This is a genomic window from Vibrio albus, assembly GCF_003144035.1.
Classification (GTDB): domain Bacteria; phylum Pseudomonadota; class Gammaproteobacteria; order Enterobacterales; family Vibrionaceae; genus Vibrio; species Vibrio albus.
In genome coordinates this window covers 168119-184560 of sequence record NZ_QFWT01000009.1, presented here as the reverse complement: position 1 = coordinate 184560, position 16442 = coordinate 168119, and the positions used below count along the sequence as shown (strand labels likewise).

The 16442-nt window shown below is 45.9% G+C and carries 14 protein-coding genes; 9 read left to right on the top strand and 5 right to left on the bottom strand.

Features of this window, described 5'->3' with window-relative positions; all coding sequences use genetic code 11:
• Window positions 1-49 precede the first annotated feature (49 nt).
• Window positions 50-1123: a beta/alpha barrel domain-containing protein gene (locus tag DI392_RS15760; protein ID WP_109320642.1), complete on the top strand. Its 1074-nt coding sequence runs from the start codon at window positions 50-52 to the stop codon at window positions 1121-1123.
• Window positions 1124-1415: 292 nt separating this feature from the next.
• On the opposite strand, the gene DI392_RS15755 is transcribed toward DI392_RS15760, so the two are convergent.
• Window positions 1416-2291 carry a DMT family transporter gene (locus DI392_RS15755; protein WP_109320641.1) on the bottom strand — a complete coding sequence of 292 codons (876 nt, stop codon included), beginning with the start codon at window positions 2289-2291 and terminating at the stop codon, window positions 1416-1418.
• Between the two features lie 224 nt (window positions 2292-2515).
• Here DI392_RS15755 and DI392_RS15750 point away from each other — a divergent pair, with 224 nt between their 5' ends.
• Window positions 2516-3379 (top strand): AraC family transcriptional regulator, encoded by an 864-nt coding sequence (locus DI392_RS15750; protein ID WP_109320640.1) that lies wholly within the window; start codon window positions 2516-2518, stop codon window positions 3377-3379.
• 61 nt (window positions 3380-3440) lie between these two features.
• Here DI392_RS15750 and DI392_RS15745 read toward each other — a convergent pair whose 3' ends face one another.
• Together DI392_RS15745 and DI392_RS15740 are read right to left on the bottom strand one after the other, a co-directional pair.
• Window positions 3441-4445: a Gfo/Idh/MocA family protein gene (locus DI392_RS15745; RefSeq protein WP_109320639.1), complete on the bottom strand. Its 1005-nt coding sequence runs from the start codon at window positions 4443-4445 to the stop codon at window positions 3441-3443.
• Between the two features lie 179 nt (window positions 4446-4624).
• On the bottom strand, window positions 4625-5059 hold the full coding sequence (locus DI392_RS15740) for an HPP family protein (protein ID WP_109320690.1): 435 nt from the start codon (window positions 5057-5059) through the stop codon (window positions 4625-4627).
• A 315-nt stretch (window positions 5060-5374) separates the two neighbouring features.
• Here DI392_RS15740 and DI392_RS15735 point away from each other — a divergent pair, with 315 nt between their 5' ends.
• The 6 genes from DI392_RS15735 to DI392_RS15710 all read left to right on the top strand — a co-directional run bounded on the left by DI392_RS15735 (window position 5375) and on the right by DI392_RS15710 (window position 13410).
• Window positions 5375-7075 (top strand): Na/Pi cotransporter family protein, encoded by a 1701-nt coding sequence (locus DI392_RS15735; RefSeq protein WP_109320689.1) that lies wholly within the window; start codon window positions 5375-5377, stop codon window positions 7073-7075.
• A gap of 121 nt (window positions 7076-7196) precedes the next feature.
• Complete coding sequence (locus DI392_RS15730) at window positions 7197-8501, top strand: peptidoglycan DD-metalloendopeptidase family protein (protein WP_425445698.1); 1305 nt, start codon at window positions 7197-7199, stop codon at window positions 8499-8501.
• A gap of 60 nt (window positions 8502-8561) precedes the next feature.
• Complete coding sequence (locus DI392_RS15725; RefSeq protein ID WP_109320638.1) at window positions 8562-8912, top strand: hypothetical protein; 351 nt, start codon at window positions 8562-8564, stop codon at window positions 8910-8912.
• 186 nt (window positions 8913-9098) lie between these two features.
• Window positions 9099-11474 carry a C25 family cysteine peptidase gene (locus DI392_RS15720; protein WP_109320637.1) on the top strand — a complete coding sequence of 792 codons (2376 nt, stop codon included), beginning with the start codon at window positions 9099-9101 and terminating at the stop codon, window positions 11472-11474.
• A gap of 257 nt (window positions 11475-11731) precedes the next feature.
• Complete coding sequence (locus DI392_RS15715) at window positions 11732-12586, top strand: LysR family transcriptional regulator (RefSeq protein WP_181388444.1); 855 nt, start codon at window positions 11732-11734, stop codon at window positions 12584-12586.
• Between the two features lie 149 nt (window positions 12587-12735).
• Complete coding sequence (locus tag DI392_RS15710; protein ID WP_109320635.1) at window positions 12736-13410, top strand: SH3 domain-containing protein; 675 nt, start codon at window positions 12736-12738, stop codon at window positions 13408-13410.
• Between the two features lie 23 nt (window positions 13411-13433).
• Here the strand turns inward: DI392_RS15710 and DI392_RS15705 are convergent, their stop codons facing one another.
• Window positions 13434-14720 carry a sensor histidine kinase gene (locus DI392_RS15705; RefSeq protein WP_109320634.1) on the bottom strand — a complete coding sequence of 429 codons (1287 nt, stop codon included), beginning with the start codon at window positions 14718-14720 and terminating at the stop codon, window positions 13434-13436.
• Window positions 14704-15381 carry a response regulator transcription factor gene (locus DI392_RS15700; protein ID WP_109320633.1) on the bottom strand — a complete coding sequence of 226 codons (678 nt, stop codon included), beginning with the start codon at window positions 15379-15381 and terminating at the stop codon, window positions 14704-14706. Before DI392_RS15700 ends, DI392_RS15705 begins: the two co-directional genes overlap by 17 nt.
• Before the next feature lie 413 nt (window positions 15382-15794).
• On the opposite strand from DI392_RS15700, the gene DI392_RS15695 reads away from it, so the two are divergent.
• On the top strand, window positions 15795-16442 hold the full coding sequence (locus DI392_RS15695) for a hypothetical protein (RefSeq protein ID WP_109320632.1): 648 nt from the start codon (window positions 15795-15797) through the stop codon (window positions 16440-16442).

Genomic DNA, 16442 nt, shown 5'->3' with positions numbered 1-16442 from the left:
GGTAGAATCTGCGCAATTTTATATTGGTACACTCAGTAAGAGGCTTCTGATGACTACACCAACCCAGTTCGAACTCTATGACATTCTCAAAACCTATGAGGATAACTACCAAAACGGCCCCTTCTTTGATGCCGAGCTCCCCTCTCGCCCGGCGATTACACAGACTCACAAGGTGTTTGACTTTGAAGTCAACTCCCGCCTTGGCGTACCGGCAGGACCATTGCTGAACAGCCACTGGTGTGATGTCTACGCACAACTTGGCTTTGATATCCCGGTATACAAAACCGTAAGAAGTGTTGAGCGCGCCTGTCACCCTGCGCCAAACTGTATCTTCCTGGATACTGACAAGCAGTTTAAAAACGGTGAAATTAATACTGAGATCCACCCAGGACTGCGGCCGTCACAGGATGAGCGGATCACCATCACCAACTCTTTTGGCGTTCCTTCGCTGGCTCCGTCGGTATGGATGCAGGATATCGAAGCAGGCAACCGCAAGATGGGCCAGGGCCAGTTGATGGTGGTCTCCGTGAATGGTACTCCGGGTCTGGCAGAGCGTGATCTGGTTGAGGATTACGGCTATGTTGCCGCAATGGCCAAAGAGGCCGGGGCCAAAGTCATTGAGGTGAACTACTCCTGCCCTAACCTTGGGGGAAGCAAGGAGGGGGCATTGTTCTCCGATCCGGAAAACTCAGCGCTGGTCTCGAAAAAGATCCGCGAATCCATCGGCGATACCCCACTGATGATCAAGCTTGGCTGGATGCCAGCAGAGCAACTTGAAAAGGTTATTGAGGCGAACCGACCGTTTGTTGATGGCTTTGCAGCCATCAATACCATTCCACGTAAGGTGGTTACCCCTGATGGAAAAGCCGCCCTGCCAGGTGAGGGACGTCTCTCCAGCGGTACCTGTGGGTTTGCCATTGGCGAACTGGCTGAAGAGGTTACGCAAAACCTTATCGATCTGCGCACTAAGTGGAAAGACGAGTTTGTGATCTGCTCAGTGGGCGGCATGATGAACGCCGAAGATCTGCACCGCAGGCTTGATATGGGGGCAGATTTGGTCATGAGTGCCACCGCTGCGATGTGGGACCCATACCTGGCACAAAAATTCCATCAGTACAAATAAGCCGCTCATATCACCTCAGTTAGGGGCGCTGAACATGCCCTTAACTGGAATGGAAAATTCTTTCGCCAGTCTGAAAAGCTGAACTTATGTAACATTGATACTCTTTTATGCATAGGTGAAGCGTTTCTGACATTCTATGGTGCTCGGAATTGTCCAGCAGTTCTCAGAGTCTGTATTGAGCTGGTGAATTATTTGTCTAAACTTTGCTCATGGCAGATGCCGATACGCCATGAGTATCATCTCCCAAAGACGGACATAAACGGCTTTTTTAACCCGTGGTTTTCACCCTGGCTTACTGCCACATCACCAGTATGGCGGCGATGGCTACCAGAATCAGAGCTGTAATATCTTTGCGCTTAATTTTCTCTTTCAGCCAGAAAAAAGAGATCAGCATAGTGAAGAATACTTCGACCTGACCGAGGGTTTTTACATATGGTACGGCTTGTAAAGACATCGCGCTGAACCAGCCGAAAGAGCCGACACAACTGGCGACACTGGTCATAATAACGAGCCTGGGCTTTTTAAACATAGTAACAAGCGTGGCTCTGTCACGAAGCAGCAGATAAGTCACCAGCATGACTGTCTGAATTGAGATCACCAAAAAGAGCACCCAGGCAGCACTATGGGGAAAGGGAAGATGCAGACTCAGGCTGGATTCTCTTATCCATAGAGAAGTCAGTGCGAAAGAGCTGCTGCACGCCAGCCCTAGTAAGGCTGTAGACAAAGAGATGCTCCGGAAACCGTTCGGGCAACTTAACAACAGTACGGCAACGCCGCCGAGCAAAACCCCGACCCAGCCTAACAGGGTGAGAGATGTGCCAAAAAACAGGACCCCTAAAAAGGCGGAAACCGGCGCTTCACTTTTTGCCAGCCCGGCACCAACGGCAAAGTTTTTCTGTTTAAACAGCACGACCATCAGCGATGTTGCGACGATTTGCATCACAGAAGCACCCAGAATAAAGAAGGTAGACTCTCCGGTTATGTGTGGCAGCGGGGCTGGCCGCCACTGATAGAGTACCACCAGATAGGCCAGCGCCAGCGGGCTTGCCCATAAGAATCTCGCCAGGGTGACTCCGGCAACATTGATATCTTTACTTAACTGACTTTGGAATGCGTTTCGCCATGACTGACTGAAAGCGGCAAGAAGAGTGAAGAGAATCCAGATCACAATGTTTTTTGACCTTGTTGGTATTTTTAACTCATCACTTTACCGTAAAGAGGATGATATGTGATCGAATATGTTGAATTATTTTTCCTTGCTTTACTCACTTGCCCTGTTTTTCCATTTGAGGATAAAAAATGAAAGTAAAATATAGCAATCTCAATCAGGCACTCAGAGAGGCCCGTCGATATCATGCTTGTGATTTCTGAATGAGGTAGTGAAAAGTAGCAATGGATAGAGTGGCGTTCCATAACCAGCGAATAAAAAGAGTCTGTGATTTTATCAATGGACATTTAGATCAGAATATTACTCTGGAGCAATTGAGTGATATTGCGGCATGTTCCAAGTATCATTTTCACCGGATCTTTAAATCATTTATGGGGCTAAGTGCTATTCAGTTTGTGTTGCTGGCCCGAATGAAAAGGGCATCGTTCAGGTTAGCGTTTGAACCTGAACAGAGTATCACAGATATTGCTTATGAAGCTCATTTCGAGAGTCCGGAAGCTTTCTCCCGGGCATTTACCCGAATTTTTGGGCAATCTCCTTCCCAGTTCAGAAATCAACCTGAGTGGCAATCCTGGCACTCAAAATATGAATTCAATCCACCAATAAATGGAGAACGTATTGTGGAAGTAAAAGTCGTCGACTTCAACGAGAAAGAAGTGGCCCTGATTGAGCATAGGGGGAGCCCCAGACGGGTTCTCGATACCGCAGCAAAATTCATTTCATGGCGAAAAACGACAGGTTTATCGCCAGTAAAAACCAGCGAAACTTTTGGTATTCCGTACTCTGATCCCAATGATACCGCTGATGACGAGTTTCGTTTTGACATCTGTGGAACCCATAAAGGAGCGGTTCCGGACAATGGCTATGGTGTAAAAGCTGGCCTTATACCCGGAGGCCGCTGCGCTGTGGCTCAGCACAAGGGCAGTCATGACCGTATCGGTGACACGGTGTATTACCTGTATCAGCAATGGTTACCGGAAAGTGGAGAACAACTGAGAGATTTCCCTTGTTTTTTCCAATACTTAAACTTTGTTCATGAAGTGGACGAGTGGGAGTTATTAACCAATGTCTACTTACCGTTAAAATAAAAATCTGATATCAGGCAGTAGGTGCACCATTGCCTGATATCAGGTGTGAGATATTTGGTGCTTACATATGGTTTTTTGCCAGGTGTACAAAGCCATTTTCGGTCAGGCCGGTCTCAACTATTTCGATCACGGCCCGACTGGTTTTATCTTTAATCATCTCAGAATGGTTGGCTTTCTCTTTGATTAACTGAGAGACATGCTGGATCTCATGTTCAAACCCGCCACCTTGTGTCTGCGGACTGATCTTAAACGGTTTTCCCTGAAATTCGATGTCGATGACTTTAGGGTTCCACCATTTATCCTGAATGACGATCTTTACATCCGGGCCGGTCAGTGTGGCGATCCTTTCCATATCTTGGGTAATGGATGCCCGGATGTTGCCTGATACCGGACCGGAGAATTGATAGACAGCCGTTTCATCAATGCCAGCTTCCGGATCGTCCTGAATAAACTGAGTGGTCATTTCCCCTATTGGCTGGTCCAAGCAGTCACACAGGTCTGCATATAACCATAACGGATAAACCCCGACATCCAGTGAAGCGCCGCCACACAAGTTGGCGTCAAATACCCGGTTGTTTGGGTCAAAGGGGACGGCACCACCGTAGGCTGCATCAATGTGGCTAATCTGAATATGGTTCTCCTGAATAAACTGACGCAATGAACGATAGGCCGGAAATGTAATGGTCTTCATCGCTTCAATCAGCATCCGCCCTTGCTTCTGTGCCAGAGTGAACATTTCATCCCAGTCAGCAAGATTGGTTAATGCCGGTTTTTCAACCAATACATGTTTACCGTGCTTTAGATACAGCTCAATTAGCGGTTTGTGAACTGGATTGATGGTCGCGATATACATGGCTTCAATATCCGGATCCGTTGCCATTTCCTCATAGGAGCCATAACTTTTGATGCCCTTGTATTTGGAGATAAATTCGGTTGCTCGGGTTAACGAACGGGCAGCAGCACCATACAAGGTGGCATCTGGACAGTGTTGAGTTAAATCAGCGGCAAAGCGATGTGCGATTTGGCCAACTCCGGCTATTCCCCAACGAACGGGCTTTTCTTGCATGACTCCATACTCCTGTTATTTTTTATCATTAGGCCATGAAAGATACACGCCCTAGTGGTAATCATAACAAGAAGATACCACAGAAAAAGCGGACTCTAACAGGAGCTATACGGCGTAAGTCATTCTTTTCTGAATGAGGTGTCTTTTTGTCGTAACTGATAGTTTTATTGGAGGGGGATCTAGACGTATTTTTCCCGAATGGTTTTTACCCCCTGAGCTATTGAAACCATCACTAAGGTGCCCAACAGCACGGTGGTAAACAGAAAGTCCCAGCTCTGGGCCGTCAGCATAATCAGCAGTGGGTTAGCGCCTGCTGGCGGATGGACTGTGCGGGTAATCAACATAACGCTGACCGCCAAGCCTGTGGCGATCGCCATATCCAATGATGTAACACCAATAAACTCAACAAAGCAGACACCGATAAACGCGGTAATAAAGTGCCCGAAAATAACATTTTTAGGCTGGGCATGGGGGCTGTGGGGCAGTCCGAAAACGATGACGGATGTCGAACCGAATGGTGCTATTAACAACACTAAATTGGGACTTAACTGGGTTGATAACGAGAGTAAACCTATAGCGAACGAAGCGCTTAAGCCAGCGATTAATGCATAAATATATCGAAATTTGTAGCTATGTTTGTTCACATTGTTACACGCTCTGGTTATTCGCTTTCAGTTAAATCAGATGATAATTCACTTAGTATGCGGTGAGATGTAGAAAGGATAGGTGAATTTGAAACAGCAAAACGAGAGCTATCCGCATAAATGTGAATAGGGCCGAAGAGCCGATAATGAAATTTTGATGTAAGTCGCATTACAATTAAAACTTACAATAGAGTATTTTCTGCTTAGAATTCGATGCTTCATGAGTCTATGCTTAAATTAACGGTATAACCCTAATGTAGGCAGTGGCTTATGCATTATTTGGCGATGAGTATCGGACTTTTGGGGGGATTGGCGATTTTCCTTTATGGTATGGAAAAGATGTCCCATGCCCTGAAAAGTGTTGCCGGAGACCGGCTGAAAACTGTATTGGCTAAGCTCACAACGAATCGTTTTACCGGTGTATTAACCGGGATAGGTATTACTTCGGTCGTGCAGTCTTCATCGGTGACCACCGTATTACTGGTGGGGTTTATATCTGCAGGCTTTATGTCACTGAGTCAGGCTGTTGGCGTCATTATGGGAGCCAATATCGGCTCTACCGTTACCGTCCAGATTATCGCATTTAAAGTGACTCAGTCAGCCTTGGCCATGGTGGCTCTGGGGTTTCTGATTCAGTTTAACGCGAAGCAGGAGCGAATCAAACACTATGGTGACATTCTTTTCGGGTTCGGACTGATTTTTCTGGGCATGAATATGATGGGAGACTCAATGGCTCCTGTGCGCTCCTATCAACCTTTCATTGATGCTTTTTCACATACGGATAATGAGCTGTTTGCTATTTTGGTCGGGGCAGCTTTTACTGCTTTGGTTCAGTCTTCTGCAGCAACGACAAGTATTGTTCTCGTATTAGCGGGTCAGGGGCTGATTTCCTTAGAGGCCGGAATAGCGCTGGCAATGGGAGCGAACATAGGAACTTGTGTAACTGCTTTACTGGCTTCGATAGGTAAGAGCCGGGAATCTATTCAGGCAGCAACAATACATATTTTGTTTAATATTGTCGGCGTCATGATCTGGCTACCGCTTATAAACGTATTGGCTGAAATCAGCGTAGATTTTTCTCCTGATTATGCTGAGCTGTCCGGTGTGGAACGTATTTCCGCAGAGCTTCCGAGACAGATCGCGAATGCGCATACGCTCTTCAATGTTATCAATACTATGATTATGCTTCCGTTTACCGGAGTGTTTATTTTCGTGGCCCGGAAGCTCATACCTTATCAGCCCAAATCAGCCGCAAAGAAAAAAGCCAAAGGTATTCAGCCTAAATATCTGGGAAAAGAATTTTTGCGTACACCGGATATTGCTCTGGATCAGGCTCGTCTGGAGATAGGGCGGGTGGGGCGTCGCGTATGTAATATGCTGAATATGCTGCCCCGGCTTGCTGTCCGGCAGTCGGATGAGGAAGAGAAAGAGCTGATACGGATCCAGCTTAATCAGATAGATGTGATTGAAGATGAAGTGGACCGGTTACATGCACAGATATTGTCTTATCTGGGAAGCCTGAGAAAGTTACCACTGTCAGACTCTCAGAGCCATCAGCAGATAAGGCTGATCAGTATTACGGATCAACTGGAAAGTGTTGCCGATCTGGTGGTCGATTCCCTGTTGCCGTTAGCCTATCGGGCGCTCAATTCAAATGTGCACATTAGCCCTATGATGCGACATACCCTGGATGATGTTCAGGAAAGGGTTAACCAGTCTATGCTGGATTGTGTGAACGCTATCCGGCGTAAAGATGATGCGTTGGCGGAGCAGGTACTGGGAGCAAAAAGGGAACTGAACTCTCTGCTGGAAGAGGTGTTGATTCATCAGGCAGAACGGCTGGTGGAGCAGGATGCAAACCGGTTACGCATATTTCGCTATGAGATGGAGTGGGTGGAACAGCTTAAGCGCGTGTACACGTTGAGTAAGCGTATTGCAAAATTGCAATTGCGAAAACAAAGCATAGATCAGCATATGCAGGACTAATAATGTGTAGATCATTAAGGTCTCACACGAAAAAGTTTGTTATAATATTGCTCAATTATGATAGAGGGTTAAAAATTAGCTTTTAGCCTTTCCAATTCTCAGTATCAATTGGATTGTTCACGTGTACAAGAAATTAATCTCCTCTTTTGCCAATACTGCTATTGCTGATATGCCAGTAAAAAAGAAATTGGCCGTATTCTCCTTCCCTGTTGTCGCTGCAGCACTGTTTGTGACATTACTTGGCGATTCTGACGGGCGTAAAGCGATCCCCATTCAGTTTAAAGAAATGCCGACTTACGAAGCAATAGTCGACTCTGTTGCCTCTATTGGTGGTATGAAAGAAATTCCCCACTATGTATACACCATTCAGAAAGGGGACAATCTGAGCGCCATTTTTGACAAGCTGGGTTTCTCATACAGCGAAATGATGAAAATCATGGAAGCCGATCTGAACTTCCTGATGCTGGATACCCTTCGTCCCGGAAATGATTTGCTTTTCTGGCGGGGAGAGGACGGAAAGAGCCTGAAAAAAATGGCTCTGAAATTTAATATCGCTGATCAGGTATCGTATACCCGACTGGATAATGGTGACTTTGAATTTAAAGATATTTCCATTCCTGGTACCTGGCAGATGACACCGATAGTTGGTGAAGTTCACGGGAACTTTTCGGTTTCGGCAAATGATGCGGGTCTGAATATCGCAGAAATTGATCAGATAAACACCCTGCTGAAGGATAAGATCGATTTTGCCCGTGATCTGAGAGCTGGTGACCGTTTTGAAGTGATTCAGCGTACCCAGTTTGTTGATTCTAAACCAACCGGAAAGCGGGAAATTCAGGCGATTCGCCTGCATAACCGGGGTCAGACTATTACCGCTTATCTGCATACTGACGGGCAATTCTATGATGCTGAGGGTAAAAGTCTGCAACGTGCGTTCAGACGTTACCCGACGTCTAAAAGGTGGCGTATTTCCTCGTCATTTAATCCGAACCGTCACCATCCGGTAACCGGGCGAATTTCTCCACATAATGGTACTGACTTTGCCACTCCGAGAGGTACGCCGGTGTTATCTACCGGAGACGGAACCGTTGTGCTGACCCGCAACCACCCATACGCCGGGAAATATATCGTGATTAAGCACGGTAGTGTGTATAAAACCCGTTATCTGCATCTGAGCAAAATCCTGGTGAAGAAAGGCCAGAAGATATCTCGTGGTCAGCGTATCGGGCTTTCAGGTAATACCGGGCGTTCAACCGGCCCTCACCTGCACTATGAGTTCATGATCCGCGGTCGTCCGGTGAATGCAATGAGAGCGAAAATTCCAATGGCCAGCTCAGTTGCCAAAAAAGATCTGAAAGCCTTTAAAGCGAAGATAGTAGAGTATAATCAGATGCTGGATCAGCAGGTATTAGCGAAGCTTAATTAAGTTATTTTTCAAGGCTGCCTCAGGCAGCCTTTTTATTATCTAAACAGGTAGTCATTAAGCATGTTACAGAATGAATTTGAAACGCTGGTAAAACAGCTGTGTGAACAAGAAAACCTGCCTAAGGCATTGGAATGCCTCAAAGCCAGTACTGATGCTGAAGTGGCACAAGCGGCTGAGTCACTGTCCGGTCAGTTTGCTCTGGCTGAAGTGGAAGGAGAAAAACGCATATACCACGTCACTATGCAGCCCAATGAAAAAGGTGAACAGGAAGAGTTTGTCGAGCATGTGATGAATGAAGGCGATGATGTTATCCGGTTCGTTGCCTGGTTCTTCTATGCCATGTTTGATGTCAAACAGAAAGATACGTATCTGGCTGCAGGGAAAACCTATAAACAGCCTAAACGGCAGTAAATCAGTCACTCTGAAGTCACCTGAATATATAATATGTTAGCCACCACCTTTTCGGTGGTGGTTTAGTTTGTAAGCCGTAAAAGTTCTGCTTATAGTAGTATAACATTATAAAATTGCTGGCTTATTGTGTCTTTTATACCCTTTTTGTCTCAGAAGTTCGAGATGGCATAGAAGGGGTAATGGGCAATGAAGAAACCGATTCAGTTTTTGTTGATGATACTGCTAATGGTCAGCTATTCGGGCCAGGCAGAGGTCTCTGCGGACATAAGCACGGCGAACCCACAAACCGTTTATATTGCGCAGGCAGAACCCAGTGTGGATGTCTCTGATATTCATCGGGGAATTAAGGAGATAAACCGCAGCCAGCATTCCGTGCAATTCGTCGGTTATGTGGAAAAATTTATCCGTGAGAAGGTGACTCTCGCTGGTACTGACTACACACGTATTACATTGCCGGGCAGTGTCAGTGACGCTGCCGTTGGTGAGCCGAATATACCAGCGTATGAAAGGATGATTGAAATCGCAGAGGATGTGGAAATCACCCTGCAGATTGACGAACAACGTACCCAGTGGAGCCCGGTTTATTCCAATATCCTGATTGAGCCGGTACAACCGCCTATCCCGGATGCTGCATTGCCAGATGGTACAAGATTGGATCTGGACCGAGAGTTTATAAAACACGAAGCTGCGTATGCCAGTGTTCCCAAATTTAAGCCTCTGGTCGAAATACAGCGTATCGTCAAAGGCGGAGGCAAGCGTTTTGCTGTACTTAAATATAGGCCTATCCGCTATAACCCTTTAACTCAAGAGCTTCAGATAGCATCACAGGTCTATTTTGAGCTTGTGATATCTACCGCACCTCTTAGTCTTCGCCAAAGTCTGGTGTCTCCCCAATCTGATGAAAAGCAGCCGTTGATTGTCACGCAAAATAATGCGGAGTATTTAATTGTGACACCTGCGGAGTATGTTGATGTACTGGTTCCTTTTGTGGAGTGGAAAAAGAAGCTTGGCTACCGGGTTTTCGTTGCCACATTAGAGGAAACCGGGAGTACTTATGACCCTATTAAACAGTATGTGCAATCGGCCCATCAAACTGAAAATCCTCTTAAATATCTGCTTCTTATCGGAGATCATGAGCAGCTTCCCGCGCAGCAGATAGTCGGGCATCCGTTTCATGATGATTCAGAAAATAATATCCCGCATACCTGGCATACTGATTACGGATATACTCTGCTCGAAGGTGAGGATTTTATCGCTGATGTTGCGGTGGGCAGAATGCCTGCAGATACCCGTGAGCAACTGGCAGTGATGCTACAGCGTTCTATGGATTATCAACGAAACCCACCCAGAGACGGGCGGTTTGATGAAGCATTAGTGGCTGGCCAGTTTCAGGACAGAGGCTTAAATTCAGAAGCTCTGGATGGTATCGCTGCCCGGATGTTTATGGAAGATGTACATCGGGTGGCCGATTTTATCGGGCCGGACTTTGATTTTTTCATTGATAGTGAAGAAGTACCGGACCCATTTAACAAAGGATATACGGTTCATACGGCGTTATTCTGGGAAGGAGGGCTTCTCGATCATAACAATCAGTGGCGCAATCTTGAGTATCAAGGGTGGGATTATTTGGGACGCCTTCAGCCTCCGCAACAAATCCCAGAGGTCTGGTTGCGGCAAGGTGAGGGAAGCGATCTGGATATCAGTGCCGCGATTAACCGTGGTGTCGGTTTGGTTATGCACCGAGACCATGGCTATTCGGATGGTTCCGGTTGGGCGCACCCTCATTATCAGGACGCTCATGCCAGTGAACTTTTTAATGCTGAAACTTACCCATTTGTGTTTAGCTTAAACTGCGCAACCGGATGGTTTGATGGCAAAGATGCTTTTGCTGAATCCTGGCTACTGAATGCAAATGGTGGTGTTGCTGGGTTTCTGGGGGCGGCAAGGGTAAGTTATTCAGGCTATAACGATTTATTGCATGTTGGGCTGTTCGATACTTTCTGGGAAGATTATGAAGAAAACTGGACAAGTATAATATACGGACAGTCATGGCGTCCGGCAGTGGCTCTGAACCGGGCAAAAGAGCGGTTGTTTGTTTCCTATGGTATTGATGACAATTACGCCCAGTTGACCGCCCGGTTGTTTAATTATCTGGGCGATCCCGAACTGGAATTGCGTACTGCTCCGCCTGTTGAGTATGAAGTGACACATCCGGCACGATCCCGCAAACACAAACCGATTTCGTTTGCCGTTACGGTCACTAATAATGATATACCGGTAAAAAATGCGGAGGTTATTCTTTCTCTGGAGGACAATAACCCGCTATCACAAATGACGGATGAATCCGGAGTTGCGGAGTTTGATATTACCCCTACTGGCCACTTTACTGTGGTGGTCAACAAACACAATACCATTCCTTACCAGAATACTGTGACAGTATATGAACCTTTACCGCTGGCTTCGCCACAGTCTTCCGGTTCGGGGGGCAGTACTTTCTGGGGATGGGCGGTTCTTATCTGTCTCTGCGGGGCATGGCGTCACCATAAGCCTATATCTGGATAAACTAACATTCTGATTTTAAACCATTAGCCGGGAAATGGCGGTTTCCCGGTGGTGAGAAAGGCCAATGATTTTCGGGGGATTTCCAGAAAAAATGATAATCTGATGTAAAAACAGCACTGTTATTTTGAATGGTATCTTATAGATAAAAATGTAAGTTATGGTTATCCGCCATTTTCTTTTACCGTGGACATTATCTTAGGTTCAGGATTGATCCTGGTTTGAAATCGTGGCGTAACCGTATGTTGAAAGAAACTAAAATGATCGATGTAAAGTATTTAAATACGTTTCATCGGGTCACTGTCCTTAAAAATTTCTCAGCAGCCGCTGATTCCCTCTATATTTCCCAGCCCGCCGTGTCACAACATATTAAAAAGCTTGAGGAACGCATTGGTGCTGCGGTGTTTGAACGCAGTGGCGGGGTGTCACTGACACGGGAAGGTGAGATACTGTTTTCTTTCACGAAAAAGAATCTGGATCTTTTTGAACAGTTTTTTAATGAACTACATCACCATAGCCCAAGGGAGCATTACAAACTGGCGGTTTCAAGTTTGGTGTGCCCACACCTGACTGACAAGTTAGTCAATACATTGAATGACCTGTTTCAACTGGGAGTAGTGATCTGCTCATTTGAAAACGAACTGGAAATTAACGTTAATGATTATGATCTGGTACTCGGCATGCTGAATGCGACAGATAAGAGCGGGCAGTTGGTGAAGGTCAGAGATTCCCGCTATAAAATTATTCTCCATCAGGAAGATAGCGTTAGTCCGGAGTGTGTCATCTTCAGTAAAAGTCTCACGCGTGAAACGGCGCAGCGACTGCTCATGCAGTCCGGGATTATAACAGATAAGGTTTTAGTCTGGTCCGGTTCTGCGTCATCAGACCTGATGCGGTATAAGCTCGATCAGCCACATACCGTGGTTATTTGCCCGGGCTGGAGTGTTAGTTCAGAATATTACCACCGGTTATCTACGATAGAATCGATTAACTGTTACGGGTGGTGCTCTGAGCATTTTTCTCGTGAGTTAAAGAAGCATGGCGGTGGTGACCATTTATCGGATCTGTTAGTTCATCTTCAGATTGGTGACGTTCAGTTCGAGCCTGTGAATTAATCGAAAAAAATAGTTAGGACGTGTTTAACGTTTTCCGCTACTTTTAACTTCTTCTGAGAAGCTCTAAAGTTAACCGGTTAATAGTCGATATAAGCAGATAGTGGTACATACTTAAAGGTATTATTCCTTTTCGGAGATCTCTTGCGGCTATGAAAAAACTGGTGATCATGATCTTGGTACTTCTTCTTTTTGCTGCTGGCGGAGGAGGGGCATATTACTATTTCTTTATGATGAATGAGGAGACTCTGTCAGAACCTGTTGATGATAACGGAGCGCAACCTGTTTCGGCTGAAATGGACAGTCAATCGTCTGCACAAGAAGTGCCATCACCGCCTCGTATTCAGACGGGGAAAACGTATTATGTAACATCATCCCGGCTGAATATTCGTGCTTACCCTGAATCGGAATCGTCTATCAGGGCGGTATTGTACAAAGGAGATGAGGTGACAGCGAAGGAAGTGAAAGGAGACTGGGTTCGTATTGGCGGCTACGAAGTCCATCCGAGTGGCAAAGATATGGCGCAGTGGGTCCACATCGACTACCTGTCTGCATCAGAGCCAGTTATCACAGAGGAAGAGAAGCGGAATACAACCATCGCTCTGATAAAAAATTCGGATGATTTTCTGAAGTATGAAGATGTATTTATTCGTGCAACGCAGAATTTAATTAGCTCTGGGCAATGTAAAGTGGAAGATTTTGAACTGCTGGGGGGGTGGGTTCGCTCCGTCACTTATAAAGATCAGCGAGTTTATTTTGTTTATTGTGCGGGAACCGATCGTCAGAACAAAGTGTATTTGAACGTAGAAACTCAAGAGATCTTCTGAAACCCAGACATCTTCTGAAATTATCAGAACACCATATAAAGCCGGGCTCTCAGTCCGGGGATGTTGTCTTTAAAAAGAATTTTCATATTGTGCCGGTGAGCTATTGCTTCGACCAGAGACAAGCCCAGTCCGCACCCCGGCTCACTACGGCTGTGATCAGCCCGGAACATCGGCTCACATACTCTGGATTTGTCTTTGTCAGTAATGCCTTTTCCGGAGTCTGCGATTACGACGCCTAAACTGTCCACAATAACCTCTATTGAACCCTGTTCAGGGGTGTATTTTATGGCATTTTCTGCCAGGTTAAAGATAGCCCGGAATAGCAGAGTCCGGTCTCCGTTTAGGGTACATGTTTCGTCAGTTCGAAAATATAATGTTTGGTGCTTTTGCTCTGCAAGTGGGCGGAGAAATTCCACGACTTCCTCTGAGAGTTCTGATAAGCAAATATGACTACTGTTCAGAGATTGCTGACCACTGTTGATTCTGGCAATGTCCAGCATGTTGTTAAATAGCGAGAGTGTGAGTTCAAGGTCATCGTGACAGGCACACAGTTCTTCCATTATTTTTGGATCGTGCTTTCTATTGTCCAATAGCTGTTCTATTCGTAGTTTTAATCGTGCCATTGGAGTTCGCATATCGTGGGCGATACCCACCGTTAATGATTTCATAGAAGCTTCATTTTTTTCCATCTGCTCAATCATAAAATTCAGATGAATAGCCAGAATGTCAAATTCATCATCTGCTGTGGATACGGGGAGTTTTACCTGTTTCTCACCGCAGAGAACCCGGTTCATCGCTTGATTAACGTGCTGGAGTTTACGCAAAATGACGATAGCAAAGACAGCCGCTGCTGCAAACATGAGAGCAACTGGCAGGAAAACACCCATCATCATCACAGGAAGAACTGATTTTCTGTAAGCCTCTAGTAGCTCCGGCCTGATACGGATTTCCAGCTGCCGGCCATCTTTTAGTTTCAGGTGTGAGCCTCGGTATCCTCCCGGGTAAGCAGGGTATAAGTGGGAACTCTGATCCATTGATAGGCTTATAAAGCGATAAGAAAAGGGGGCATTTAAGGCTTTCTTTTTATTAAGCAGTTGGTCGACAGCTTGTGGGCCATACTCTGCAATGCTGTCAATTTCGTGTTTTTCCTCCAGAAGCTGACGGGCCAGCCGGGACTGATGAAAGCTTTCAGAATTGACAAATACCTGCTGAACAATAAACGCGTAAAGCACACCGATAATCAGAAAAAGGCCCAGCAATGTTTTGAACACAGAAGAGCGGGACAGAGCGTACTCATCGACGTAGGACATAGCCTGCCCCTCTTACCGTATGCAATAGCTGAACACAGCCCGCGTCATCCAGCTTTTTTCTTAAATTGGCGATATGCACATCAATAACATTCGTTTTAGGGTCGAAATGGTAATTCCATATAGCTTCAAATAAACGCATGCGTGATACTACTTGTTCTGAGTGTTCAAGAAAATACTGCAGCAGTTGAAATTCTTTGGGCTGTAGCTGGAGTAGGTTGCCATTGCAGGTCACTTTATGAGTTTTCAGATCAAGCTTAATGCCAGCGTAACTGAGAATGGCTGGCTCTGACTGACTGGGCCCACTATGGCGGCGGATAACAATATCGGTGCGGGTGATAAGCTCTGCCAGAGCAAATGGTTTTGTCAGGTAGTCATCACTTCCGGCCTGTAACCCGCAGATGCGTTCTTCGACACTGTCCATGGCACTTAGAATAATTACAGGGGTTGCCATCCCTGTGGCTTTAAGCGCATTGAGCACTTTCAGTCCATCCAGTTCAGGTAGCATGCGATCCAGAATGATTAACTGGTAGGTGCAACTGATGGCCATCATTAGCCCTTTCTGGCCATCTTCCGCCTCATCAACAATATAGCCATGTTCCTGTAAGCCTTTCACGACAAAGTCTCTTGTAGTGGTATCATCTTCAATTACTAATATTTTCATCGTGTTACCTATTATTTTTTGATGAAAATTATCATAGCAGATAAGTTGCATAAAAAGAATGCGGCCCGCTTGACTAGGGCGGGCCGCTATTAGCAGAACCTATAGGGGGCGGGACTGCTAAATTCGTTACAAATTGTGAATGCTTCAGGGCGTCGTATTGTACCGCTATTTATCCTTCTTTCCATGTTTATTCTATGGCGGTTTAGTACTCAATCATCTGCATTATAAGACGAGTGAGTTAAGGGAAGTTTGTCGGAATATTAACTTAATTTAATGTCAATAAATAAGTGGATTGTTTATCTTTGCTTCGTGCCATTCACTCCCTGATATCTCTGTTCGTCGCATGGCTAAGCCGCTTTTTTTTTATGCCAGTATGCTTTCCTCATCGACCATAAACACACAAGGATTCAACGATGAAACGTCAGGCTATCAATATATTTGTACTATTCAGCATTACTTTAATGACGGCACTGCCGGTTAATGCAAACCCAACACCGGAAATGATCCAACTGTATTATCAGGCTGCAGATGGCGACGAGAGCAAGACAGAAGCCGCCTATGACACACTGACTGCTTTAATTGAGCAGGAAGGAGCCAGACCTTTGACACTGGTTTACCAGGGGAGTGCCGAAACCCTGCTTGGCAGGGACGCCTGGATGCCCTGGAATAAGATGAAATATGTGGAGCAGGGGCTGGCAAAAATTGAAAAAGGCTTAAACCTGATTTCAACGGATAGCTTGCCTTTGCCGGAGCAGGAACGAGTTCTGGGATTGCCGGAGTATCAGTTGTCCAGAGCGATGGCGGCAACGACGTATACCCAATTGCCGGATATGTTTAATCATTTTGACCCCGGCTACGACCTGTATCTGCAGCTTCTAGAGGAACCCGAATTTTTGCAACAGCCGTTTGCTGCATCAGCATGGGTATACCGCTACGCGATTGAAGCGGCAGTAAAGGCGGAAGACAGGCAGCAGGCGCAAAAATGGCTCACACTAATGGAAGAAAAACAGCGGAATAACCCAGAAACAGTAGCTGCACGTCAATTTATAAGTGAGAACTAA